The 24,151-nt window shown below is 47.2% G+C and carries 21 protein-coding genes, 1 tRNA gene, 1 rRNA gene and 1 pseudogene; 15 read left to right on the top strand and 9 right to left on the bottom strand.

Translation table 11 applies throughout. The features are described 5' to 3' along the window. Positions 1–122: 122 nt before the first annotated feature. A 5S ribosomal RNA gene (gene rrf, locus GXP65_RS20275) occupies positions 123–239 on the top strand. A gap of 84 nt (positions 240–323) precedes the next feature. Next, positions 324–414: transfer RNA gene (locus GXP65_RS20280), tRNA-Ser, on the top strand. An 840-nt stretch (positions 415–1,254) separates the two neighbouring features. Here GXP65_RS20280 and GXP65_RS20285 read toward each other — a convergent pair. From GXP65_RS20285 to hemC, 4 genes are read right to left on the bottom strand one after another with little or no spacing between them, the layout of a single operon-like run. Continuing rightward, a complete protein-coding gene (locus tag GXP65_RS20285) occupies positions 1,255–2,436 on the bottom strand; it encodes a heme biosynthesis HemY N-terminal domain-containing protein (protein WP_009695955.1) in 1,182 nt (393 codons plus the stop codon). Next, the gene (locus GXP65_RS20290; RefSeq protein WP_162093584.1) at positions 2,436–3,617 is read right to left on the bottom strand and encodes a uroporphyrinogen-III C-methyltransferase; all 1,182 of its coding nucleotides are present in this window, start codon (positions 3,615–3,617) and stop codon (positions 2,436–2,438) included. The genes GXP65_RS20285 and GXP65_RS20290 overlap by 1 nt, the downstream gene beginning before the upstream one ends. A 17-nt stretch (positions 3,618–3,634) precedes the next feature. Further along, positions 3,635–4,363, bottom strand: a complete 729-nt coding sequence (locus GXP65_RS20295) for a uroporphyrinogen-III synthase (RefSeq protein ID WP_012126597.1) — start codon at positions 4,361–4,363, stop codon at positions 3,635–3,637. Positions 4,364–4,365: 2 nt separating this feature from the next. Then, positions 4,366–5,304: a hydroxymethylbilane synthase gene (gene hemC / locus GXP65_RS20300; protein ID WP_162093585.1), complete on the bottom strand. Its 939-nt coding sequence runs from the start codon at positions 5,302–5,304 to the stop codon at positions 4,366–4,368. A 348-nt stretch (positions 5,305–5,652) separates the two neighbouring features. On the opposite strand from hemC, the gene GXP65_RS20305 reads away from it, so the two are divergent. After that, positions 5,653–8,181: a class I adenylate cyclase gene (locus GXP65_RS20305; protein WP_162093586.1), complete on the top strand. Its 2,529-nt coding sequence runs from the start codon at positions 5,653–5,655 to the stop codon at positions 8,179–8,181. A 74-nt stretch (positions 8,182–8,255) separates the two neighbouring features. Here GXP65_RS20305 and cyaY read toward each other — a convergent pair whose 3' ends face one another. Then, positions 8,256–8,570, bottom strand: coding sequence for an iron donor protein CyaY (gene cyaY, locus GXP65_RS20310; RefSeq protein ID WP_009695951.1), 315 nt, complete (start codon positions 8,568–8,570; stop codon positions 8,256–8,258). On the opposite strand from cyaY, the pseudogene GXP65_RS20315 reads away from it, so the two are divergent. From GXP65_RS20315 to GXP65_RS20345, 7 genes and pseudogenes are all read left to right on the top strand, one after another. Further along, positions 8,550–8,761 (top strand): annotated as a pseudogene (locus GXP65_RS20315) (lipoprotein). The gene cyaY and the pseudogene GXP65_RS20315 sit on opposite strands and share 21 nt — an antisense overlap. Positions 8,762–8,822: 61 nt before the next feature. Beyond that, entirely contained in the window at positions 8,823–10,076 is a 1,254-nt protein-coding gene (gene lysA, locus GXP65_RS20320) for a diaminopimelate decarboxylase (RefSeq protein WP_005452029.1), read from the top strand. A gap of 10 nt (positions 10,077–10,086) precedes the next feature. Beyond that, entirely contained in the window at positions 10,087–10,917 is an 831-nt protein-coding gene (gene dapF, locus GXP65_RS20325; RefSeq protein WP_012126593.1) for a diaminopimelate epimerase, read from the top strand. Next, positions 10,911–11,642 carry a DUF484 family protein gene (locus tag GXP65_RS20330; RefSeq protein WP_346265910.1) on the top strand — a complete coding sequence of 244 codons (732 nt, stop codon included), beginning with the start codon at positions 10,911–10,913 and terminating at the stop codon, positions 11,640–11,642. Before dapF ends, GXP65_RS20330 begins: the two co-directional genes overlap by 7 nt. Next, positions 11,608–12,549: a tyrosine recombinase XerC gene (xerC, locus tag GXP65_RS20335; RefSeq protein ID WP_005533635.1), complete on the top strand. Its 942-nt coding sequence runs from the start codon at positions 11,608–11,610 to the stop codon at positions 12,547–12,549. The genes GXP65_RS20330 and xerC overlap by 35 nt, the downstream gene beginning before the upstream one ends. Before the next feature lie 13 nt (positions 12,550–12,562). Continuing rightward, on the top strand, positions 12,563–13,279 hold the full coding sequence (yigB, locus tag GXP65_RS20340; RefSeq protein WP_162093587.1) for a 5-amino-6-(5-phospho-D-ribitylamino)uracil phosphatase YigB: 717 nt from the start codon (positions 12,563–12,565) through the stop codon (positions 13,277–13,279). Positions 13,280–13,418: 139 nt separating this feature from the next. Continuing rightward, the gene (locus GXP65_RS20345) at positions 13,419–15,905 is read left to right on the top strand and encodes an EAL domain-containing protein (protein WP_162093588.1); all 2,487 of its coding nucleotides are present in this window, start codon (positions 13,419–13,421) and stop codon (positions 15,903–15,905) included. A 107-nt stretch (positions 15,906–16,012) separates the two neighbouring features. Here GXP65_RS20345 and GXP65_RS20350 read toward each other — a convergent pair whose 3' ends face one another. After that, positions 16,013–16,609, bottom strand: a complete 597-nt coding sequence (locus GXP65_RS20350) for a tRNA-uridine aminocarboxypropyltransferase (protein WP_162093589.1) — start codon at positions 16,607–16,609, stop codon at positions 16,013–16,015. After that, entirely contained in the window at positions 16,609–18,159 is a 1,551-nt protein-coding gene (locus GXP65_RS20355) for a hypothetical protein (protein WP_162093590.1), read from the bottom strand. Before GXP65_RS20355 ends, GXP65_RS20350 begins: the two co-directional genes overlap by 1 nt. A 41-nt stretch (positions 18,160–18,200) precedes the next feature. Here GXP65_RS20355 and GXP65_RS20360 point away from each other — a divergent pair, with 41 nt between their 5' ends. After that, entirely contained in the window at positions 18,201–18,671 is a 471-nt protein-coding gene (locus tag GXP65_RS20360; protein WP_005452022.1) for an EVE domain-containing protein, read from the top strand. A 70-nt stretch (positions 18,672–18,741) separates the two neighbouring features. Here GXP65_RS20360 and GXP65_RS20365 read toward each other — a convergent pair whose 3' ends face one another. Both GXP65_RS20365 and GXP65_RS20370 read right to left on the bottom strand, forming a co-directional pair. After that, complete coding sequence (locus GXP65_RS20365) at positions 18,742–19,566, bottom strand: Cof-type HAD-IIB family hydrolase (protein WP_005438534.1); 825 nt, start codon at positions 19,564–19,566, stop codon at positions 18,742–18,744. 171 nt (positions 19,567–19,737) lie between these two features. Further along, positions 19,738–20,727 (bottom strand): alpha/beta fold hydrolase, encoded by a 990-nt coding sequence (locus GXP65_RS20370; protein ID WP_005533650.1) that lies wholly within the window; start codon positions 20,725–20,727, stop codon positions 19,738–19,740. A 65-nt stretch (positions 20,728–20,792) separates the two neighbouring features. Here GXP65_RS20370 and rhtB point away from each other — a divergent pair, with 65 nt between their 5' ends. The 4 genes from rhtB to GXP65_RS20390 all read left to right on the top strand — a co-directional run bounded on the left by rhtB (position 20,793) and on the right by GXP65_RS20390 (position 24,142). Beyond that, positions 20,793–21,407 (top strand): homoserine/homoserine lactone efflux protein, encoded by a 615-nt coding sequence (gene rhtB, locus GXP65_RS20375; protein WP_005430372.1) that lies wholly within the window; start codon positions 20,793–20,795, stop codon positions 21,405–21,407. Positions 21,408–21,435: 28 nt separating this feature from the next. Beyond that, a complete protein-coding gene (locus GXP65_RS20380) occupies positions 21,436–22,659 on the top strand; it encodes an EAL and HDOD domain-containing protein (protein ID WP_162093591.1) in 1,224 nt (407 codons plus the stop codon). A gap of 102 nt (positions 22,660–22,761) precedes the next feature. Then, positions 22,762–23,097, top strand: coding sequence for a metalloregulator ArsR/SmtB family transcription factor (locus GXP65_RS20385; RefSeq protein ID WP_162093592.1), 336 nt, complete (start codon positions 22,762–22,764; stop codon positions 23,095–23,097). Between the two features lie 43 nt (positions 23,098–23,140). After that, entirely contained in the window at positions 23,141–24,142 is a 1,002-nt protein-coding gene (locus GXP65_RS20390) for an ArsJ-associated glyceraldehyde-3-phosphate dehydrogenase (protein WP_162093593.1), read from the top strand. Positions 24,143–24,151 lie beyond the last annotated feature (9 nt).

Raw genomic sequence — 24,151 nt, forward strand, 5'->3', positions numbered from 1 at the left:
CACCCAAGGGGTTTTGATGGACTCAAAGCAAGAACGAATTGAATGTGTAAGAACTGAAAACAGCTTTCCAGATTTTTTGCCTTCAGTTTTTAGAAAAAGCTGAAAGTAAAAGCAAGAATTTGCTTGGCGACCATAGCGATTTGGACCCACCTGATTTCCATTCCGAACTCAGAAGTGAAACGAATTAGCGCCGATGGTAGTGTGGGGCTTCCCCATGTGAGAGTAGGACATCGCCAGGCTTTAATATCGCTTTTAGATAGATCTAAAGGCAAAACTAAGAATTAGCATCATTAGTGTAAGACTAAATTTTAGTAACAATTTGTGGAGAGATGGCTGAGTGGTTGAAAGCACCGGTCTTGAAAACCGGCATACGTTAATAGCGTATCTAGGGTTCAAATCCCTATCTCTCCGCCACTATTAAGAAGCCTCGCTAGAAATAGCGAGGCTTTTTTCATTTCTGACGTTTGAGAATTAGACGGGATTTGCATTAAATCTCAAGTCAGTCGCGACTTAGGGTTAGTCGTCCTCGAACTCAGTCATTACAAAGAAAGCCTGTTGAGAAACCAATGGGCTTTCGTCGTTTCTAGTGCTGGCAAATAAATGAAGTGACTTCCTAACCGAGTGCAGTTCCAAACTAGCGCTTCTGCTCTCCACTCAATAAGTTGCCCAGGGTTTAGCCCTACCTTGAGGCTTTCTATTTTCTTTGCCTTGAAGGGTTATAGAAGCGCCGTCTAGCGAAAGTGATTGAGTTTCCCCTTATCATTCCTCTCTATATCGACGCAGTGTTTCTTTTAACAAAAGAGCGTTTCTACTCGCTGTGGTATTCAATGTGTATTAGAGCTTCTGAGTACCTTCTGATACTTGCTGTCCTTTACTTTATCTTTTATAACAAACGCTACCCAGCGCTGTATGGGGCTCTCACATCGAATAAGTGCATAACATTACTCCTAGTTACTTCTTTGGTCATCACTACGCTTTACTGTGCTCTGAAGGAGGTTTTCCCTCCTAACCATTTAAAGCCAATCGCTATGTCTTGCAGAAAGTGATCGCGGTTGCTTCACGTGCTTCTTAGTGACACGAAGAAGAGCAGCTTGGAATGAACGACATAAGCTTTGATGATTATTTCTAATCAGGTGCAGTCAGTAGAGGGAACTCTGCTCTTGGGGGAGTCAGTCGTACGATGATAGGGCATGAAAAATTGCAGGCAATAAAAAAGCCGACAGTAAACTGTCGGCTTTCTGCTTTCTGGGTCGCTTAGTTGTTTTGAACTAGCGTTAGCGCTTTACGAGAGACCTCGTGAGCCGCTTTTGTTAGGTTTTGCTTCTCTAGTGTGTCTGCTAGGTAAGCATAGTCAGAAACGTCTGAACGAAGTTTTAGCGCAACCTCGAAGTGCTCTTGTGCTTCTTGCCATTTTTCTTGGCGGAAGAAGAAGTGCGCTAATGCACTTTGCGCCGCTGCGTTTTCTGGTTCACGCTTCAAGACACCTTCCAAGAATACGATGACTGGGTGGCTATCCGGTAAGTTTAGCTCTGGCAGTAACTGGTACAGCTCTGGTGTTGGGCTCTTCTTCAGTGCTTCTTTGATTACTGTGAATGCCTCGTTATCTGCTTTACGTGAGATGAGCTCGTGAGCAAAACAGCCGATCAAATGAGCGTCTTGTTTTACCTTACGTGGCAGCCCGTTCCAGTGTGAGATAAGACCTTCACTGCCTTGCTGCTGAGCCACTTCGTGTAGCAAGCCGCATTGTGCTTTCTGAATCAGTTCCGCTTGCTCTTCTTCCGTTACCAGTTTTGCTTTGCTTAGCTGAGGCATCAGATCGATCAGCGGTTGCCATAGCTTAAGCTGCATGTAAGTGGTTTTCAGCAGGTTAAGAACGATCGAGTTATTCGCGTACTGACCTTTCAGTGCTTGCAGTGTATCGAATGCAGATTCGAATTCGTTATCACGAATGAACTGTTTCGCGCGAGTCAACTCTACCGCTAGGTGCGCGTTTTCTTGCTGGCTTGCCAGTTCTAGGTACTGGTCACGCTTGGCTTTGTCACCTTGACCTTGCGCAGCTTCTGAAGCCACTAAGTAACACAGAAGAGGCATATCGTGGTGGTTTGCCCAGCGTGTTACTTTCTTCTCTGCGCCTTTCCAGTCACCTTCAAGTAGCTTGATGATGCCTTCGTTGGTGTAGCGACGAGAGCGACGCATTTTGCGCACACTAAAGTAATTCCATGTGCTTGAGCTTGCGTAAACCACTTTCTTGACCACGTATTCTAGGAAGAACAGCGCCGCCAAGGCAGCAATCACGAAGATCACTAGAGTGGTTACACTCATCTCAATGGTTTTGTTGGCAATTGAGATCAGGACATAACCTTGCTGACCTGAGAATTGAGTGCCAACGAACAGACCGGCACCAAGAACAACAAATAGGAAAATAAGACGAACCATTACTTATCCTCCGTACCTGTCATTGTGGTCACTTCACGACGTAGGCGCTCACGAATCACGTCAGAGAGTTGGTTTTGGCTTTCTAGCTTCGCAGGGTATTCAACTTGAATGTCTTGCTTGCTCAGTTGGCTCAGTGTTTTGTTGAATTCTTTCACCGAGTTGTCGTCTTGGTTGAAGAATGCCATTGCCCATTTGTCTGCTGTCTCCAAAGAGGTGGTGTAGATTTCGCCTTGCTCTTGGTAAACCGCTTTAATTGCCGTCTCTAACTTCGCTTTGATGTTTTCTTTCAAGTAGAAGTGTTGTTGTGGTGACAATAGAGGAATTACGTTGCCGTCACGAGTGCGAAAGGTGATGAAGTTTTCTGAGAAGTCTTTTAGTGACGTCATCAGGTTATCTTGCCAGTTTGCAATGTCTTCAGACACTTGTTGTTTCTCTACCGCAGCCGCTTCTGGTAGTAAAGCATTCGCAAGTGGCAGTTTGTCTACTTGCTGTTGTAGTGCAGTGAGGCGCAATACCAAGCCATCACGGTCTACTAAAGGAACAACACGTAGCTTAGTAATGTCGTTTGCCATGGCTTTACGCAGACCGACCAAGCTTGGGTCGTTCAGCGCTGCGATACGTTGATCCGCGCTTTCCATCAATTGAGTAGCACTTTCTACATCGTGCTCTAAGAACAATTTACGACCTGCCAGTTTTACTAGGTAGTCAGCTTCTGCCAGTAACCAGTCGTTTGGACGACGACCTTTCACATCAGCGACTGCCAGTTGCAGGCTTTCGATGCTCTTTTGTTGCTGACCCAGTACCACTTCTGCTTTGTGAGTGACGGTGGTCGCTTTTTCAATGGTTTCTTCTTTTAGTTGGCTAAGCTCTTGCTTCATTGCTGATTGAGCTTGCTCCAGTTGGCTTTGCAGCTGAGCGATCTGAGTTTGGTATTCAGATTGCTGCTCAAGCATTTTGTAAGTGAGACCGCCACCAAAAATCAGTGATAAGACGATAGCGACAGTACCCAGCTTGACGCCGCGTTTGCCTTGCTTCTCTTCAAATTCAACTTTGTTTGGTTGTTCTGGCTTGGTTGGCTCAGATTCCTTCTTAGGCGTGTCTTTTTCAGCTAGCGGTGCCGATGTGGTTTCTTCGGAAAGGTTTTTATCGTTATTCTTTTGGTCGTTATTTTTACTTGTCATGCCTATATCCTGTGTAGCTAGGGCTGGAGAGCAGCCAGTAATTCTTGGTTGGATGCGCTTCCTGTGCACCTGACCTGAGTGAAGCCCCGTTGAATTGCGATGTCAGCGATTCGCTGACTGGGGATATACAACTCTTGTTGATTAAGCCAAGTCAATTGCTCTGACGTCAATTGGCTGCACAAATAATCCAGTTGTTCACCACTGGTGACGATAATCTGGTCGATTTGTTGGGTTTTCCATAGTGAGACACAGCTTACTGGATCGAATGGGATAAATTCTCTCTTATAAGTCTCACTATAGTGAACTTTTGCTCCACGTCTCACCAATGCATCTTTTATCAGCTCTCTACCGCCGTTGCCACGGAGGATCAGAACTGTTTGTTTTTCTACATTGTTTAGCTCGGGTAGCTGCAACAAGTGCTCACTATCACTGACTTGTGGATAGTGTACTTTTTGTTGGGTACATTTGCTTAAATAGTGTGCGGTTTTTTGACCAACGGCAAGGTATACAGCCTGCTTAGACCATGATTTAGCGTGGTTCTGCAAGATTTGCTCCGCGCATTGCACCGCATGCTGGCTAACAGCAATGATGATTTGAGCGGTTTCAATGTATTTGGAGAGTTGTGTGTCGCTGAGATCGGCAACGATGTCGATCAGAGGATGATGAATTGCAGTTTTGCCGTGCCTTTCGAGCAGAGAGCAAAGCGCCGCGCCTTGCTCTCCCGGACGAGTGACCAACACTGCCATGATTATTCGTGGTCTGCGTACAGTTTGGTTAGGATGTCGCGCGCACCGTTTTCAAGTAGCTCATTAGCCAGTTGAACACCGAGTGCTTCGGCATCGTTGCGGTGACCACGAATTTCACCACGCACAATTAGGCTGCCGTCAGGTTCACCAACTAGTGCGCGAAGCCAGATGTTGTCGCCATCAAGCAGTGAGTAACTGCCGATTGGCACCTGACAACCGCCTTCAAGGGTGAGGTTCATCGCGCGCTCACAGCGTACGCGATCTGCCGTATCTTGGTGGTTTAGTGGCTCAAGCAGCTTAAGTAGACGCTCGTCATCCACACGGCATTCAATACCTACCGCACCTTGACCTACTGCTGGCAGTGATTGCTCTGGCTCGATAAAGCTACGGATGCGCTCTTCTAGCTCAAGGCGTTTCAGACCTGCTGCAGCAAGAATGATCGCGTCGTATTCACCTGCATCTAGTTTTCCTAGACGAGTACCTACGTTGCCACGCAGCTCTTTGATAACTAAGTCTGGGCGGTATTCTTTTAACTGACACTGGCGACGCAGGCTACAAGTACCTACAACTGCGCCTTGTGGCAGTTCATCAATGTTTTTGTAAGTGTTAGAAACGAAGGCATCGCGTGGGTCTTCACGCTCACAAATCGTCACCAAGCCAAGACCTTCAGGGAAGTCTACTGGTACATCTTTCATTGAGTGCACCGCAAGGTCTGCACGACCTTCAAGCATTGCCACTTCTAGCTCTTTAACGAACAAGCCTTTACCACCAACTTTGGCTAGCGGCGTATCCAAAATGATGTCGCCTTTGGTCACCATAGTGACGAGTTCTACTTCCAAACCTGGATGAGCGGCTTGAAGTGCGTCTTTTACAAAGTGTGCTTGCCATAGTGCAAGAGGGCTTTTTCGAGTTGCAATGCGAATTGGCGTAGATTGTGTCATGGTCTTCTCAATGCTGTTTTAGTTTTGCCTAATCCTACCACTCAACGCGTGAAAATCTTAATGTTAGTTAGTCTTCTCTGAGCGTCATGAATGGAATTACATAACGTTATGGAAATAGTGTGACTGGATTCTCATTTAGACTAAGGACTATTATTAGTTATAGGCGAATACAAGCGACACTACTGCGCTATCAATTTTTGCGACTAGTGTGGGGTTTTTAGACCACAACTATTTGCAGGTGGAAATCTTTACCAACCCTGATGAAAGTGTTAAATTGATCACGTTTTTAAGCCGTTTTGGTTTAAAACATCAGCAGATTTTCGTGATTGTTCAACCAAGGAACTTCCCTTGCAGGCTTACACCCAAAAACTTATTCAGCGATTAGATAACCTGAACCAGCAACGGATCGACCGTGCGCTGGCGCTTATGGATTCGCAAAGCCAGCAAGTCTTCCACTTGATACCTGCCTTGTTGAACTACAACCATCCTGTTATTCCCGGCTACTACGATGCAGACGTCCCTTATGGTGTGTATGGTCTAGAGCTGAACGAACTCCAACAACGATTCCTTGATGATACTCAACTGACGATTGGTCAAGCGCTTAAGACAGCAGAGCAACCTGCGATCTTAGGTTTGTACACCATGGGCAGTACCTCTTCTATTGGTCAAAGTACCTCAAGTGATTTGGATATTTGGGTGTGTATCTCACCAGGGATGGATAACGACCAACGTGAACTGCTGACCAATAAATGCTTGCTGATCACCGACTGGGCACAAAGCCAAGGTGTAGAAGCGAACTTCTTCTTAATGGATGAAGAGCGTTTTCGTAGCAACCGTTCAGAAGAGATGACCGGCGATAACTGTGGTTCTTCTCAGCATTTATTATTGCTGGATGAGTTCTACCGTTCTGCGGTACGTCTAGCTGGACAGCGTTTGTTGTGGCAAATCGTGCCACCAGAAATGGAAGAGTGTTACGACGAGTACGTTGCACAGCTTTGTAAAGATGGCTACATCAACTGTGATGAGTGGATCAACTTTGGTCAGCTTAACCGCATTCCTGCTGAAGAGTACTTCGGCTCGAACTTGTGGCAGCTGTACAAGAGTATCGATTCCCCTTACAAATCCGTGTTGAAAGCGATTTTGCTTGAAGCTTACTCGTGGGAATACCCGCACACACAACTTCTTAGTATCGACACCAAGCGTCGCTTCTTTGCCCACGAGCCGGACTTGTACGGCATGGATGCGTACTACTTGATGCTAGAGAAAGTAACGCGTTACCTAGAGCGAATCCAAGACGACACGCGTTTGGATTTAGTTCGTCGTTGTTTCTACCTTAAAACCCATGAAAAGCTGTCTCGTGAACCTGATGTAGGCTCTGTAGCTTGGCGTCGTGAAGCTTTGAGCGACATGATTGCGAAATGGGATTGGGATGAAGCGGTATTGGCGGAGCTCGACGATCGCCGTAACTGGAAAGTAGAACAAGTGAAAGTAGTGCACCATGCACTGCTGGATGCTTTGATGCAAAGCTACCGTAACTTGATTCAGTTTGCGCGTCGTAATGACATTACCTCGGCGATCAGCCCGCAAGATATTAGCATTCTTGCCCGTAAGCTGTACGCAGCATTTGAAGTGCTGCCGGGGAAAGTTACCTTGCTTAACCCTCAGATCTCGCCAGATTTGCACGAACCCGACTTGAGCTTCATTGAAGTAAAAGAAGGTGGGGTGAACAAATCAGGTTGGTACTTGTACAAGCAACCACTGATTGCGCACCGCATTCTTGGTCAACCTTGTCTTGAGCACCATGAGTACCTAAGTAAGTTGGTTTCTTGGGCGTTCTTCAACGGTTTGATTACCGAGTCGACGCGTTTGCACGCGGTGGTGCGTGAAGCGCAGTTAGACATCGATAAGTTCTACCAAATGGTGAGTGACCTACGTAACACCTTCTCGTTACGTAAGCGTCGTCCATCGATGCAAGCGTTGGGCAGTCCGTGCGAAATTAGTCAGATGGCGATGTTCATCAACTTTGAAAATGACCCAACCGCAGAGTTGTCTGGTCGTTCACTTAAAGTGGATGTGAAGAACACCGATATCTTCAGTTTTGGTCCTGAGCAAATTAATTTGGTCGGCAGTGTTGATTTGGTTTATCGCAACTCATGGCACGAAGTGCGTACCCTGCACTTCAAAGGCGAAACCGCGATGCTAGATGCGTTGAAGACCATCCTTGGCAAAATGCACCAAGATGCGATTCCGCCAGAGTCGGTGGATGTGTTCTGCTACGCGAAGAACATGCGTGGCGTGATGCGCAATATGGTTTACCAGCTATTGGCAGAGTGTATCGACTTACGTTTGAAGCCGGTTGAACAAGAGAAACGCCGTCGCTTTAAAGCCATGCGTCTTGCTAACCAAACTTACGGCTTGTTCTTTGAGCGTCGTGGCGTATCGGTTCAGAAGCTAGAAAACTCGGTCGATTTCTACCGCAGCATTTCAACCAATAAGCTGAAAGGTTCACCGCTGTTGATGCTGGATCGTGAGCAAGAGTACCAACTACCAGAAGTAGTGGATGGCTTTGCCAGTGAAGGTTTGGTGCAGTTCTTCTTTGAAGATACTGACGATGGTTTCAATATCTATGTATTGGATGAGTCAAACCAAGTTGAGGTTTACCATCAATTCAGTGGCTCTAAAGATGAAATGATTGCGTCAGTGAACAGCTTCTACACCTCGGTGAAAGACGACAGTCGTGTATCGTCGAAGTTTATTAACTTTAACTTGCCGCAGTACTACCAAATTATTCATCCGGAGGAAGGGAATACCTACATTATCCCTTACCGCAATGATGGCTGTACGCCGACTCGCCCAACCAAAGCGGTTAATGCGTAAAACGAACAACAAAAAGAGCACCTTGGTGCTCTTTTGTCGTTTAGGTGACTGGTCGCCACGAAGACCCATTTGGCTTATGCCCAATCGATCGTTTCGCCAGCGTGTTTTTCACATTCTTCTTTCACCATTGCAAACAGTTCCATGCCCGTTTTAGAGCAAGTCCATTTGCTATCGACTAGCTTGAAGTGGAAGCCACCAGACTTCGATGCTAACCAGATCTCATGCATTGGCTCTTGGCGGTTAATGATGATTTGGCTGCGGTCTTCAAACTCTAATGTCATTACGTTGCCAGTGACTTCGTAATCAATGTCTGCACCTGAATCATCGATGGATTCTTCGATGAGTTGCATCTGCGCATCCACCAGTTGATGAAATTCAGTATCGTTCATCCGTCTATCCTATTGCTTTTCCTGAGTGTGGTGCGATTATAGGGGGCATTGGTTTAATAATCACGATATGCAAAATGAAAAAATTACTTACGGTGTTGTTTGTGATGGTTGCAGCGACCCTTGCTGGTTGTGGTCAATCAGGTTCACTTTATATCCCAGATGACGCTCAACAAAACGAGCAGTCACAATAATCAGCCACACCTTCGGGTGAAAACAGGGTTTAGCAGTCGAATTAATTAAGGGAAGCAAATTTTGGATTACTTCAACTATCAGGATGATGGCCAGCTTTGGGCCGAAGACGTCTCACTCCAAGCTCTCGCCGAGCAACATGGCACTCCTCTTTATGTTTACTCACGAGCAACGCTAGAGCGTCACTGGAATGCGTTTGATAGCGCTGTGGGTCAGCATCCTCATCTTGTTTGTTACGCAGTAAAAGCAAACTCTAACCTTGGCGTATTGAATGCACTGGCTCGTTTGGGTTCAGGTTTCGATATTGTATCGGGTGGTGAGCTTGAACGCGTTATCGCGGCTGGCGGTGATGCGAAGAAGGTGGTGTTCTCGGGTGTTGGTAAAACGCCAGCAGAGATGAAACGCGCACTGGAGCTGGGCATCAAATGCTTCAACGTGGAATCAGAACCTGAACTTGAGCGCTTGAACAAAGTCGCAGGTGAGTTAGGTGTGGTTGCACCGATTTCTCTACGAATTAACCCTGACGTAGACGCAAAAACACACCCTTACATCTCGACTGGTCTGCGCGACAACAAGTTTGGTATCGCTTTTGACCGTGCTCCGGCAGTATATAAATTTGCTCAGAGCCTACCAAATCTCAACGTGCAAGGTATCGACTGCCACATTGGTTCTCAGTTGACTGAGATTGAACCGTTCATCGACGCGACAGATCGCCTCTTGGCTCTGATTGATGATCTGAAAGCACAAGGCATCAACATCCGTCATCTGGACGTTGGTGGTGGTCTGGGTGTGGTATATCGTGATGAATTGCCACCACAGCCTTCTGATTACGCGAAAGCACTGTTAGGTCGTCTTGAGAACCATCAAGATCTTGAACTGATTTTCGAACCAGGTCGTGCAATTGCAGCTAACGCTGGTATCTTGCTGACGCGTGTGGAATTCCTAAAACACACTGAGCACAAAAACTTTGCGATTATCGATGCGGCGATGAACGACTTAATGCGTCCTGCGCTGTATCAAGCATGGCAAGATATTGTCCCAGTTTCACCACGCGAAGGTGAAGCACAGACTTACGATTTAGTCGGACCTATCTGTGAAACGGGCGATTTCTTGGGCAAAGATCGAGCACTAGTACTGCAAGAAGGTGATCTACTCGCGGTTCGCTCTGCTGGCGCCTATGGTTTTGTGATGTCTTCGAACTACAATACTCGTACCCGAGCGGCGGAAGTGATGGTGGATGGCAACCAAAGCCACCTTGTTCGCCAGCGTGAGGAGCTGACCAGTTTGTGGCAGCTGGAACAGATTCTACCGGAGTAACACACAACAAATGCATTTCCACTTTTCCAAAATGCACGGTTTGGGCAACGACTTTATGGTCGTCGACTGCATTACCCAGAACGTGTTTTTCTCGCAAGATTTGATCCGTCGTTTGGCGGATCGTCACACGGGCGTCGGTTTTGACCAATTGCTCGTGGTTGAAGCGCCTTATGATCCAGAAACCGATTTCCACTACCGCATTTTTAATGCCGATGGTAGTGAAGTTGAGCAGTGTGGTAATGGCGCTCGCTGTTTCGCGCGTTTCGTCCGTTTGAAAGGTTTGACGAATAGGTACAGCATCAGCGTTAGCACCAAGAAAGGTAAGATGATTCTTGATGTTGAAGATGATGGTGAAGTCACGGTGAACATGGGCGTACCTGAATTCGAGCCGAACAAGATCCCTTTCAAAGCGAAGCAGAAAGAGAAAACCTACATCATGCGTGCAGGCGATAAGACCCTGTTCTGTGGCGCAGTGAGCATGGGTAACCCGCACGTGGTGACTGTGGTCGACGATGTGGATACTGCAGAAGTGGAAACACTCGGACCGCTATTAGAATCACACGAACGCTTCCCTGAGCGTGTGAACGCGGGCTTTATGCAAGTTGTGAATCGCAATCACATCCGCCTACGCGTGTATGAGCGTGGTGCGGGTGAAACACAAGCTTGCGGCAGCGGTGCCTGTGGCGCAGTTGCGGTGGGCATCCTGCAAGGTCTATTGGATGAAAACGTGAAAGTTTCACTTCCTGGTGGTGACCTACGCATCTCTTGGCAAGGTCCAGGCAAACCGCTGTTTATGACTGGTCCTGCAACTCACGTGTTTGATGGTCAATTGTCGTGCTAGTTGAAGAGCAAGAAAACCAAATCTCAGAAGTTGAAGCGGATGCGCTGACTGCTGAAGTGGTGGCGCAATATTTAAAAGACCACCCAGACTTTTTTGTTCAGCGTCCAGAGTTGGTCGATCGCCTATCTTTGCCACACACAGATTTAGGTACGGTTTCTTTGGTTCACATTCAAATGAACCGCCAGCGCCAGCGTATAGAAGAGCTAGAAGAAGAAATCACTACTCTAATGTCTTTGGCGGCGAATAACGATCGCACCTTCTACGAGTTCATGGATCTGCAAGGGCAAATCCTTAAGTGTGGTGACTTCAAGCAAGTTGTCAACGCCATTGAACTGAAAGCCAAAGACCTTGGTTTGAAGGCGTATGTGCGTCTATTGAGCCAGTGTGATGCTGCGACTCAATTGAGTAAGGAAAGCTACCAACGTTTTGCTACTAACCACTTAAACGGCAAAGAGGCGTACTTAGGTCGTCTGCGTAAAGTGGATCGCGAAGCGTTGTTTGGGGATATGGACGTTCCAGAAATGGGTTCCTATGTGGTGTTACCGCTTGTGAAAAAACAGACGCTTGGCGTACTGGCATTTTCTAGCGAGGATGGCGGTCATTTCCAACCAGATATGGATACCTTGTTTTTGCGTCACCTATCCTTAGTAGTGGCACATCTCGCTCAAACATTGGTATGGCAAAGTCACGATGACGACAACTCCCAACACTCCTCTGCCAAATAGTCTTCAAAAGCCTCTTGAACGCTTCTACGAATTCCTGCGAAGCGAAAAGGGGCTTAGCCTGCACACCCAACGCAACTACAAACAACAATTGGAAACCATGGCTCACCACTTGGCTGAGATGGGTTTGAAAGATTGGTCGCAAGTCGATGCGGGTTGGGTGCGTCAACTGGCAGGTAAAGGCATGCGTGAAGGCATGAAAGCCAGCAGCTTAGCGACGCGCTTATCTTCTCTACGCAGCTTTTTCGATTTCCTGATCCTACGTGGAGAAATGTCAGCGAACCCAGCCAAAGGGGTTTCGGCGCCACGTAAGCAACGCCCACTGCCGAAAAACCTCGATGTGGATGAAGTAAACCAATTGCTCGAAGTGAACGAGGACGACCCGTTAGCGGTGCGCGATCGTGCCATGATGGAACTGATGTACGGCGCTGGTCTGCGTTTGGCAGAACTGGTGAGCGTCGATGTGCGTGACGTTCAGCTACGCAGTGGCGAATTACGAGTGATTGGTAAAGGTGACAAAGAACGTAAAGTGCCGTTCTCTGGTATGGCAACCGAATGGGTTGGCAAGTGGTTGCGTGTGCGTGGTGATCTAGCCGCACCGGGTGAACCTGCACTGTTTGTTTCCAAGCTGGGTACGCGAATCTCACACCGCAGTGTGCAAAAGCGTATGGCGGAGTGGGGGCAGAAACAGTCGGTAGCGAGCCACATCAGTCCGCACAAACTGCGTCACTCGTTTGCAACGCACATGCTGGAATCGAGCAACAACCTACGTGCAGTGCAAGAGCTATTGGGGCACGAAAATATCTCGACCACCCAAATCTACACCCACTTGGATTTCCAACATTTAGCGCAAGCTTATGATCAGGCACACCCGAGAGCGCGTAAGAGAAACGACGACAAGTCGGACTAACCCAAGGAATCCCATGAAATTCTACCGCCGTATCGCGCCTGTAAAGGCGATGACGTTTGACCTTGATGACACTCTCTATGACAACTACCCAGTGATAGTTCGTATGGAGCGTGAGTTGCTATCTTGGCTTAAACACCATCATCCGGTGATCGCTCACATGGATAAAGCCGATTGGTTTGCACTCAAGCAACGTGTTCTACAGCAACAACCTGAGCTGAAGAGTGATGTCACTGTGTGGCGCTTAGTGCAACTTAAGCAAGCCTTCTCCCAAGTTGGTTACGATGACGATGCAGCACATTCTGCCGCGCAAGCCGCGCTAGAGGTTGCTTTAGATTGGCGTAACCGCTTTGAAGTACCACAGCAAAGCCTCGATGTACTTTCTCAACTGGGGCAAGAAATCCCGCTGGTGGCCATAACTAACGGTAATGTGGATTTAGATAGAATAGGGCTCAAACCTTATTTCCAACAAGTGCTGAAAGCAGGGCCGGATGGCAGCGCGAAACCTGCGTCGGATATGTTCACCAAAGCGCAGCAGTTTCTGGACTTACCAAGTGAGCACATTCTTCATGTTGGCGATCACCTGGTGACGGATGTTCAAGGTGCAAAACTCTCGGGTTTTGCCGCATGCTGGTTTAATGATATGAATAAAAATGTCATTAATCAGGCAAAAATACGAACCTTACCTGATGTTGAAATCAATAACTTGCAGTCGTTGCTTACGCTTTTGTAATCACTTTCGCATTAATCCATTCAATCTTCATTCTGACCCTAGCAAAGCCACGTAAAGCCACGTAAATTACTCTCATAACAGTAAAATAATAAAAGCACTTTTCATGTATTTTGGCTTGATGACGGCAGTGGTAGGGTAAATGCGAGCATTCTCTCAACTGGTTCAAAATGTGGATCAGCTTAATGACTTTTTAGTCACTTCTCAGTGTTGTGCGGATAAACGTTATCTGGTGCAACTGCTATCCACACAATCACGCGATACTGCAACGGCACTCGCTCGAGCAATTCTAGAAAGACTGCCTGATACCCACATTATCGGCCATAGCACGCGCCACGTTATTCTAGAAGGTGAGATCATCAACCATGGCTGCTTAGTATGTGTGATGGAGTTTGAACAAACCACACTCACTTCTGCGGTTCAGCATTATTCCTTCTCGCCAGATATTGATGGCTACGACCTCAAACAAGCCTTAGAACTGCAAGATAGCTCCAAAGCCATTATTAGCTTTTCTGTCCAAATCGAACGACGTGACTACCCCGTGTATCGCGTATTTAATACCGAAGGCCCAATGGTTTCTGGCGGTTTGGCTCAAGCCATTGATGATGGTTGCTGGGTCCTGCATCAAGACCAAGTTTATGATGAAGCGGTTGTAGCGGTTGCTTTACATAGTGAAAGCTTAAAGGTATGGACCAACGCGTATTCCGAGTGGAACCCGATTGGTATGCCCCATAAGGTGACTCATGCCAAAGGGACGCGCTTGTATAGCTTGGGAGAGCGTAAAGCACTCGATGTTTACAAGCACTACCTTGCTGATGGGCACGACCTGACGCTTAATCAGCTGCTGAATTTCCCACTTTATCGCGAATCCATTGGGCGCAAAGAGGTGTGTGCGGTGACCGAGATTCATCCCGATGGCAGCATGAGTTTCGACCGTCCTTGGTGTTTGGGTGATGAAGTTCAGTTCTGTTACAACCATCCTTCGTTAACGCTTGAGCAAGTGCGCCATGGGGTGGTAGAGCTTGCTATGCACCAGCCTGAAGCGGTGATGATTTATAACTGCGCATCACGACTCGATTATATTGATAGCAGCGATGAAGTCCGTGCCTTTGCTGATATCTCTAGTACGGCCGGTAGTTACTGCATGGGTGAACTGCATGGTGGGAATGATCATCAAGAAATTCTGCACCACAGCCTGACTTACCTTGCGATGCGTGAAGGGGACGAAGTTGACGAGCTCAACTTGCCCACACAGGAAATGACCGCTTCGATTTCACCGTTATTTAGCCTGATACGTAATGCGATTGGCGACCTGAATAACATGAATGCACACATGGGCTATCAGCTCGACCGCCAAGCCAAGAAGCTAGAACAGAGTTTTCGTCGAGATAGCCGTACAGGATTACAAAATCGCGTTGCGTTGCAAGAGCGCTTAATCACTATTAATGCTGAAGAGCACCTACTGACACTTAAGCTGCTTAACTTCAGCCATATCAACGAAAAGTATGGCTATCGCGTTGGCGACCAACTATTGAAAGACTTGTCGATGCACTTTAGCAACCGCCTACGTAAACGTCTTGGTAAACCTGCCGCGCTGCAACTGTATAGTATTGGTGTGGGTGAGTGGGCGTTCTTATTTAAAGCCGACACTAGCAGTGAAGCGATCAAGCAACACTTTACTCGCTTTGCTGATGCGGTTGAGCAAACCAACTTTGAGCCAAGTGGCCTACGAGACATTGATTACCTTTCGATTTCATTGTGTGGTGGCTTAGTTAGCCGTCGTGATTTTCCAACCGCATCGCCGGATGAATTGCTCCTCAAAGGCATTGAAGCGCGAAGAGCTGGGGTGCGAAGTAATACTCATATCTGTAATGCTAAAGATATTGAGGTCAATGAAGATGTGCGAAAAGAGCAGCTGGGTTGGTTGAGCTGTGTGAGTCGTGCCATCCTCAAACAGAACATCATTACCTACAGTCAGCCAATTGTGCACGCTTACAACCATCGCCCCGCGAGCCAAGAGTGTTTAGTGCGTATCATCGAAGAGGATGGCAGCATCATTGCGCCGGGGCGTTTCTTACCCATCATTTCTGATACGCATTTGTACACACGTTTGAGTCGTCACATGATCCGTTCCACGCTGAATTACATGAAGGACAAACAAGGTGACTTCTCAATTAACTTGTCACCTCAGGATTTACTCAGCGATAAAACCTTGATGTTGCTTGAACATGCCATTACCCAACTTAACGACCCAAGACGGATTGGTTTAGAAGTGTTGGAATCAGAGCAAATCAAAGATTACGGACGAATGATAGAGGTGTGCAGTCACTTTAGAAGCCTAGGCGCTCGGATCATTGTTGACGACTTTGGGTCGGGTTACTCCAATATTGATGAGATCCTCAAGTTAGAGCCGGAAGTGATTAAGCTCGATGGCAGTTTGATTCGCTACATCGACAAAGACCAAAAGCAGCGCAAGATTGCCTCGCAGTTGGTGCGTTTGTGTCAGGTATTTAATGCGAAGACTGTCGCGGAGTTCGTGCACAACAAAGAGGTGTGCGATATTGCTCAGGACATGGGGGTGGACTATCTGCAAGGTTATTACTTAGGTGAACCGACACGTTTGTTTTAATGTGCTTTGCTCTAATTGTGCTTAAGTGCTCTAGAGTTTTGTTTCACGTGAAACAGCAGCCGATAAAAAACGCAGCGTTAAAGCTGCGTTTTTTGTTTTGATAGGCACTAGGCTTTGAGCTCGTGACCACTTTTCTCGGCTTGGAAACGAGGAAGGTATTGCTCGAAGAACGCTAGCATCTGTTGCTGGTTTTGCTCTTCACCAAGTTGTCCCAGCAATTGAGCAGCAACTTCAAAGGTACATAAGTTGCCTTCTTGTTGATTGCGACGCAGTTGATACTGGGAATCGGCTTGAGTGGCTAAGCCCATCATCGCGATGCCCTTTAGCCATCGGCTTTTATTGATCATTTTGCGCGCTTCTTGCCAAGTTGCATCAACAATGATGTACAGCGGTTGTCTGTTTTGCTGATTACTTTGTTGCTGCACTTGTTCAAGCGTTAGGCTCTCTTCACTTGGGAATAGCAGTACCGGCAGCAGGCTTGGATTAGCGAGCGTTTCTAATAACTCAGCTGGTGGCGTTTTTCGGTCCCAAACGACTTGAGTGACATTCAGTTGGCACTGGGCGAGCAGTTTGCCAGTGTTGGTATCGCGCGTCAGTTCATTAGGGTGCATCAACAGTATCAGCGAGTGTTCACTGCTTAACTTAGGCAGCAGTGAACAGATGCAGTTGAACTGGAAGCCACAATGTGGACAAGGCTGCGCCATTACAAGCGCACTCCATCACGGACAGGGCTGATACCATCTGAGAACAGACGCACGCCGCTGACTTGTTCTTTGCTCGCTTTTGGCGCCAAGCTTGGGTTGATTGGGTAACTTACGCCAGAGTATTGCATCACGTGTTGACCAGGTGTTGCACCGCCGCCGCTCACATTGAAAATCAGATCTCGCCAACCGTGTGAAGTTTGTTGACCGAGCATGATTGGACTTTGCACTAGCGTCATACGGCTGTTGAAACGCCATTCTTTCTCGTGGTTTTCGAATACCAGCAGAGTACAGCCGCCAGAACCACACCAATCAAGTTGCACCAGTAATTCTTCATCACCATCGCCATTCAGATCGTAGGTCAGCCAACGGTATTGGTTGTTACTAGGGTTGGTTTGGTGAATGAAGAAGTAGTTACGTACCGCAGCGTCCACTTTTGAGTTGAAGTCCGCACTAGAAGGAACATCAGCTGCGCCAATTGGATCGTGGTTGCGCTCGGCTGCTGGTTGTTCTGTGCCTGAGTTACGCACTGTTGCTGGGTATAGCACTAAACCGCCATCGGCAATGGGATAAACCAAATTGCCTACTTTCTCTTTGACTGCTTTCAGCTGGCTGCCTTCGCGAGTAAACAGGCGCTCGGTCATTAAGCGTTGTTGCTGGTGGTGAGTCATCAATACTTGGACTTGCGATGGGCTTAGTTGTTGCCAGTAGCCGCGTTCAATCAATGGCGGTTGTCCGTCTGAGTAGCTGTATTTGGTGATGGCACTGTGGTCGCTGTTAAGTGTCATCTGCACTTCGAAGCCTTGCGATTGGGTCGACGTCGCGACGTAAGTGTTCACCCATTCTAATGTTGAATCTACGTTGGCTGTCATACCACAACCTTGATAGGTTTTATCGCCATGCTCCAGTGTTGCCTTCCAGCCGTAGAGAGAGTTGCTCATGGTGTCAGAACACAAGTTCTCGGTCATACGCAGCTCGCCGTCATTCAGTTGGTATGTTCGCTGACGAGGTTGCAGTTTGCTGCTTTCAATTTCGAGTGTTTGTGTCGATTTGCCCATTTGCTGGAACTTGAGAGAGTTGCCTTCAAAGCTGGCTGACCAAGATGGCTCGTTACCAAAGACTCGTGTTGGTTTACTGGTTTGTTTGCAGCGTTGCGGGTTTTCTGTGGTGAGGAAGTTTACTTGTTCTACCACGAAGTTTGCGTCGAAATCTGCAGAGAAACCGTCAACACCAGGTGGATTGAGGTGACCAATCACTTCTCCATACATGGTCTGATAAGGCTGATTGGTTAATGCGATGGCTCTTTGCACCTGTTGTGGTGACAGTTGCAGCCAGTACTGTTTGTCGCTGCCACAAGGAGTGATGTACTGGCTTTCATGCCCAATCACGACTTCACCACGCAGCATAAAGGTTTGAGGTAAGATGGTTTCTGGCTTATCTAAGGACGCAGGCGGAGTTGTTGGTGCGTCTGCATCAGACTGCTGTGGTTGCATGCTACATGCTTGAAGGACCAGCAGTGTGGCTAATGCCACTGGGTTTTTCAAAGCCTTCATGTTATATCTTCCTCATTACTCAATCTGCATCGGATGGCATTATGGCATATTGGTTATTTAAAACAGAACCAGATACCTTTTCTATTGACACGCTTCGGACCCAAAAGGTTTCATGTTGGGAGGGAGTTCGTAATTATCAGGCGCGTAATATGATGCGTGACCAAGTCAAATTGGGCGACTTGGTGCTGATTTACCATTCCTCTTGCAAGAACGTAGGAGTGGCTGGTATTGCCAAAGTGACCCGTGAAGCATATCCCGATCATTTCCAGTTTGACCTAGAGAGTGATTATTACGACCCGAAATCCGACCCAGAAAATCCGCGTTGGATAATGGTGGATATTGAGTTTGTGCGTAAGACTGAACGCTTGATTCCGTTGTCAGTCATGAAGGCGATGCCAGAGCTAGAAAACATGCCATTAGTGAAACGCGGCAATCGCTTATCGATCATGCCGGTGAGCGAAGAAGAGTGGCAAGCAATCCTCGGTAAAGAGAAGTTGCCGAGTCAAAGATAAAAGAAAAAGGGCTGCATAGTGCAGCCCTTTGTGATTTTGCCGATAACCTGCTGTTGATAGCTAATACAGGTTATAGCAGATGATCTTGCAGGTAGTGTGCAACCGCATCGTCGGCGTTGCTGCCGATCACTTCATTGTTTGGTAGTGCTTTCATCACTTTCTCGTGAGAGGTGCCCATCACCAAACCTTTACCCGCCATGGATAGCATTTCTACGTCGTTCATGCCGTCACCAAACGCAATGGTGTTTTCTAGTGTCAAACCAATTGATTCTGCCACTGCTTTTAGAGCGTCACCTTTAGAAACACCCGCACTCATTACTTCCAGACACCAAGGTGTTGAGAATGCGATGTTTAGTCGATCGCCAAATTGTTCACGCAGCTTCGTTTCGAAGGTAACAAGGTGTTCATGGTCTTGTGCTGGGTGGGTGAAGAACACTTTTGCAATGCCGTCTGTTGGCGCATTGTCTTGGTCGTACAACTTGTAAGTGAACTCTTCATGGAAATCACGCAGTTGTTCGTCGTCTTTGTTCAGCAACCAGTCGTCGTTTTGATACATGTGGATAAGTATTTCAGGATCCGTTTTGATCGTGTCGATCACTGGTTGAACCAAATCTTCCGGTACGTTCTGGCTGTACATCTCTTGATCATTTTGGTCGTGCACACGAGCGCCGTTTGAAGTGATCATGTAAGCCGGAATACCTACCGTGCGACGAATGCTTGCGACGTCTACGTGGTGGCGACCCGTTGCAAAGACAAATGTGTAGCCTTGTTCATGCAGCGCTTTGAGCGTCTCTTTCGAGTAAGCGCTTAGCTGGTGGTTTGGTGCGAGTAAAGTGCCATCCAGATCTGAGGCAACGATTTTAGTGATCTCTTTGCAAGGTAGCGATGTGCTCATGAAGCCCTCGTAAACGGTTCGGATTGAGTAGAACAGGTTGATTGCACACGGAGCGCAGTAGATTGACTAGGTCGTACTGCTCCGAGTGCGGGGAACATGATGAAGTTTACGCCAAAATAAGGAGGAAAAAGAGGGTAAATCGCAGACCTCGTATTTCCTCTTTAATTCATTTTATGCGCTTTGAGCACGCATAAAGGAAAAGATAGCGTCCAGAGCTTGGTTACGATACTGGTCTTTTTCGAACAAAATTTCGTGCTCTGCACCAGCAATCGAAACTAGGCTGGCATTAGGGTTGGTCTTACTTAGCTTATCGATAAAGCGTTGCTGCGCGGCGTTACTCACGATGCGATCGTTGCCTGACTGAACCAATAAAACCGGAACTTTAATTTGGCGTGTCAGCAAAATACATTGCTTGGCAGCCATTAAACCTTGCCAAACCCAGCGGGTGCTTGGCCCACCGACTTGCAGCTCGGGTTTGTCACGGTATAAACCACGGAACCAATGATAACGATCGTAGCTTTGGCTAAGTGGGTTATCTTCAAACGGTTTTGGGTAGTATTCTTTATGACCCGGCGCGTAGCTTGGCTTTGTCGAGACTGCCGCTAAGATTTGGCTGACCGGAATCGCGATAGGGCTGAGATACCACGGTAGGTTGATACCAAACATTGGGGAACTCAGAATCAAACCATCAAAGTTGTGTTCTGGATGCGTTTGCAGGTAGCGCGTGGCGATCGCACCGCCCATAGAGTGGGCAATGATAAAACGCTGTTGGTATCCGCTTAAATCAAGCTGCTGCAGCACCAATTCCATATCTTCAATGTAGTCATTAAAGTCATAGACGTGACCCATGTCTGAGTCTGGAATTAGGCGATCTGATAAACCTTGTCCTCGGTGGTCAAACGAATACACGTCATAACCTTGTCGATATAGGTCATAGAACAGTTCTTGGTATTTCCAGGAAGCTTCAATGCGACCGTTGACGATCAGCACGGCTTTTGTGTGCTCAGGATTGGTGAGTTTGCACCAGTAGATTTTCTTTTTCTCTGTCCCTTTTACAAAGCCTTCTTGGCGTTCTTGCCAAAGTGCTGCGATCGGACCACCTATTGCTTGCTCAAATAAAGTCTCTTGAGTATAAGTCAAAGGTGAATGGTTAATAGCCATTAGTCGATTACCTGAAGATACGTTGTTTACGCGATGTATCATCGAAGAATTATTGAGGAAATGCAATGGATACCCACGTTTGGTTAGCCTATGTGGTAACAGCAATCGTTTTTAGTCTGGCTCCGGGATCTGGTACCGTCAACTCAATCAGTAATGGTTTGAGTTACGGCACGCGCAAGTCATTAGGTGCTATCGTTGGTTTACAAATCGGTTTGGCGATTCATATTGCTCTGGTTGGTGCTGGCATTGGCGCGTTGGTGGCGCAATCGGCAACGGCATTTACCGTGATTAAGTGGGTGGGTGCGGCTTACCTTGTGTGGCTTGGCATTCAAAAGTGGCGTGATACGTCTGGTTTAGTTGCAACCGAAAGCCACAAAGCCATGTCAGGCACTTCTCTGTTGTACAAAGCCATTCTTATTAACCTGACAAACCCAAAATCGATCGTCTTCTTGGTGGCACTGTTTCCACAGTTTATCGATCCAGCGAAAGACCAGCTGACTCAGCTGTTGGTTTTGGGTGTGACCACAGTGACCATTGATGCGTTTGTGATGCTGGGTTACACCAGTTTGGCCGCTCAAATGGGTCGCTTTATTCGCTCAGATAAGATCATGGGCAAAATTAATAAAGTATTCGGTTCAATGTTCATGGGATGTGGTGCATTATTAGCGGCAGCTAAGTAACAAATTATAAAAATCACAATAATTTCGAATGAAAAATGCGTATGTCGCCCGCCAGCCTATCTTTAATCGTAAAAGACAGACGCTGGGATATGAGTTGTTGTTCCGCGATGGTGAAAGTAATGCCTATCCTGCACACATCGATTCAAACAGGGCGACATACCGATTGATTGTAGAGAATTTTCTCTCTGTCGGAACCAATCCTCTGATTGCATCGTCACGATGCTTCATCAATTTCCCTCAACAAAGTTTGTTGCGTCGGCTACCAAGAAGTTTGCCGAAAAACAAAATCGTGGTTGAGGTACTCGAAACCTGCCAACCGACCGATGAACTGCTTGAAGCCATTCGCGAACTTTACCGTGAAGGCTATTTGATTGCGCTCGATGACTTCACTTTGACTGATGAATGGCGTCGCTTCTTGCCTTATGTCCACATTGTAAAACTCGATATCATGGCAATGGGGCTTGAGAAAGCATGTGAATTGGTTAAGCAGCACACCAAAAAGCGCACCAAGTATCATTTCTTAGCCGAGCGAGTCGAAACTGAAGCCGAGTTTGAAGCGACCAAAGAGGCGGGCTTTAAATTCTTCCAAGGCTACTTCTTCAGTAAGCCCGAAGTGATGCAGACTAAATACGTCAGCCCCGAGCAAGTGTTGGCGCTCAAGTTATTTAGAGAAGTGTGTGTTCCCGATCCTGACTTCGACCGGATTGAAAACATCATTACTCAAGATGTCACGCTGTCGTACAAGTTACTGCGTTTTGTGAACACGCAATCGACCACATTAGAAGTGACCATTACTTCATTCCGCCAAGCTTTGATTTACCTTGGGCAAGAGAAGCTCAAAATGTTTGTCTCACTAGTGGTAGCGTCTTATATCTCCAGTAGCAAGCCACGTGAGTTGTACAACTTATCTCTGCAACGCGCTCAATTCTGCGAAGCCATGTCGCGCTATCAACCTCTTTCGCATCTCAACGAGCAGGGTTTTATGGTTGGCTTGTTGTCGATTCTCGATGCCATGCTCGATTTGTCTGTCGAATCTTTAGTTGGCCAGTTACCGTTAAGTCCTTCCGTGCAGCAAGCTTTGTTGCATCGCCAAGGTGAATACGGCGCGTTACTGGCAATTGAAGAGTGCTACGAGCGTGCAGACTGGGCGGGTGTGGAGCAATTCTCCCAGCAACTCGGTCTTTCTGTCGATGACGTGAAGTCTGAACTTGGCGAAGCCGTTCGCTGGAGCCAGACCTTTTCTGGCGCCTAATCTGATCAAATATTAAACTTTTATTACAGTCGAGCGCGATCGCTTGACGGCATCTCAGTTTTAAATAACTATATATGCATATCCATATATAGGTATGTATTTATGCTTCCACATCAGTTCTTCAAACTTCTTTCCGACGAGACTCGTGTGCGCTGCTTAATGTTGGTGGTTCGTGAAGGGGAAACCTGTGTTGGTGATTTGGCTCATGCATTACAACAAAGCCAGCCCAAGATTTCTCGCCATCTGGCCCAGCTAAGATCGAATGGTATTTTAGTTGATAGACGTCAGGGGCAATGGGTGTACTACGAGCTGTCCGATCAATTACCGGGATGGATGCAAAAATTGATTGATGACTTGGTGGCCTCGAACTGTTTGAAGAAAGAGTACCAAGAAGACATTTCACGATTTCACGATAAAGTTCGTGCAGCTTGCTGCTAATAGTAAGTGTTACCAGTTTATAGGTTTAAAAAGGTAGAAGATTATGACGATTAAAGTAGGTATTAACGGCTTCGGTCGTATTGGTCGCTTGGCATTACGCGCAGCGTTTGATTGGCCAGAGCTAGAGTTCGTACACATCAACGATGTAGCGGGTGATGCAGCGACGCTTGGCCACTTACTTGAGTTCGATTCAGTTCAAGGTCGTTGGAACCATGCAGTGCAAGTTGAAGGCACAGACATGGTGATCAATGGTAAGCGCATCACGACTTCACAAGAGCGTGATATCGATGCTGTGAACTGGGGTCAATGTGATGTTGTGATTGAAGCAACGGGCGTTCATCGCAAAACCTCATTCCTAAACAAATACCTAGAACAAGGCGTAAAACGTGTTGTTGTTAGCGCACCAGTAAAAGAAGACGGCGTAGCTAACATCGTAGTGGGTGTGAACGACCACATCTTCGACCCAGCGCAGCACCGCATCGTAACCGCAGCGTCTTGTACAACGAACTGTATTGCACCAGTAGTGAAAGTGATTCACGAGAAACTGGGCATTGAACAATCGTCATTCACAACGATTCACGATTTAACTAACACACAAACGATTCTGGATGCGCCGCACAAAGACCTACGTCGTGCACGTGCATGTGGCATGAGCCTAATCCCGACCACAACGGGCAGTGCAAAAGCGATTGTTGAAATCTTCCCAGAGTTGAAAGACAAGATTAACGGTCACGCGGTTCGTGTTCCTCTAGCAAACGCATCGCTGACAGACATCATTTTTGATGTGAAACGTGATACCACGGCAGAAGAGGTTAACGCACTACTGAAAGAAGCTTCTGAAGGCGAGCTAAACGGCATCCTTGGTTTTGAAGAGCGTCCATTGGTTTCTATTGATTACAAAGGCGACCAACGTTCAACTATCGTTGATGCACAATCAACCATGGTAGTGGGTTCTCGTATGGTGAAGATTTACGCTTGGTACGATAACGAAATGGGTTACGCGACGCGTACTGCGGAATTGGTTCGTAACGTTGGTATGGCATAAGGAGTTTTA

Origin of the sequence: Vibrio sp. LB10LO1 (assembly GCF_010092875.1) — a bacterium.
Taxonomy (GTDB): domain Bacteria; phylum Pseudomonadota; class Gammaproteobacteria; order Enterobacterales; family Vibrionaceae; genus Vibrio; species Vibrio campbellii.

Excerpts from the sequence above, each read along its gene's own strand:
- GXP65_RS20285 (WP_009695955.1), bottom strand. The coding sequence starts at position 2,436 with ATGGTTCGTCTTATTTTCCTATTTGTTGTTCTTGGTGCCGGTCTGTTC.
- GXP65_RS20290 (WP_162093584.1), bottom strand. The coding sequence starts at position 3,617 with ATGACAAGTAAAAATAACGACCAAAAGAATAACGATAAAAACCTTTCC.
- GXP65_RS20295 (WP_012126597.1), bottom strand. The coding sequence starts at position 4,363 with ATGGCAGTGTTGGTCACTCGTCCGGGAGAGCAAGGCGCGGCGCTTTGC.
- hemC (WP_162093585.1), bottom strand. The coding sequence starts at position 5,304 with ATGACACAATCTACGCCAATTCGCATTGCAACTCGAAAAAGCCCTCTT.
- cyaY (WP_009695951.1), bottom strand. The coding sequence starts at position 8,570 with ATGAACGATACTGAATTTCATCAACTGGTGGATGCGCAGATGCAACTC.
- dapF (WP_012126593.1), top strand. The coding sequence starts at position 10,087 with ATGCATTTCCACTTTTCCAAAATGCACGGTTTGGGCAACGACTTTATG.
- xerC (WP_005533635.1), top strand. The coding sequence starts at position 11,608 with ATGACGACAACTCCCAACACTCCTCTGCCAAATAGTCTTCAAAAGCCT.
- yigB (WP_162093587.1), top strand. The coding sequence starts at position 12,563 with ATGAAATTCTACCGCCGTATCGCGCCTGTAAAGGCGATGACGTTTGAC.
- GXP65_RS20345 (WP_162093588.1), top strand. The coding sequence starts at position 13,419 with ATGCGAGCATTCTCTCAACTGGTTCAAAATGTGGATCAGCTTAATGAC.
- GXP65_RS20350 (WP_162093589.1), bottom strand. The coding sequence starts at position 16,609 with ATGGCGCAGCCTTGTCCACATTGTGGCTTCCAGTTCAACTGCATCTGT.
- GXP65_RS20355 (WP_162093590.1), bottom strand. The coding sequence starts at position 18,159 with ATGAAGGCTTTGAAAAACCCAGTGGCATTAGCCACACTGCTGGTCCTT.
- GXP65_RS20360 (WP_005452022.1), top strand. The coding sequence starts at position 18,201 with ATGGCATATTGGTTATTTAAAACAGAACCAGATACCTTTTCTATTGAC.
- GXP65_RS20365 (WP_005438534.1), bottom strand. The coding sequence starts at position 19,566 with ATGAGCACATCGCTACCTTGCAAAGAGATCACTAAAATCGTTGCCTCA.
- GXP65_RS20370 (WP_005533650.1), bottom strand. The coding sequence starts at position 20,727 with ATGGCTATTAACCATTCACCTTTGACTTATACTCAAGAGACTTTATTT.
- rhtB (WP_005430372.1), top strand. The coding sequence starts at position 20,793 with ATGGATACCCACGTTTGGTTAGCCTATGTGGTAACAGCAATCGTTTTT.
- GXP65_RS20380 (WP_162093591.1), top strand. The coding sequence starts at position 21,436 with ATGAAAAATGCGTATGTCGCCCGCCAGCCTATCTTTAATCGTAAAAGA.
- GXP65_RS20385 (WP_162093592.1), top strand. The coding sequence starts at position 22,762 with ATGCTTCCACATCAGTTCTTCAAACTTCTTTCCGACGAGACTCGTGTG.
- GXP65_RS20390 (WP_162093593.1), top strand. The coding sequence starts at position 23,141 with ATGACGATTAAAGTAGGTATTAACGGCTTCGGTCGTATTGGTCGCTTG.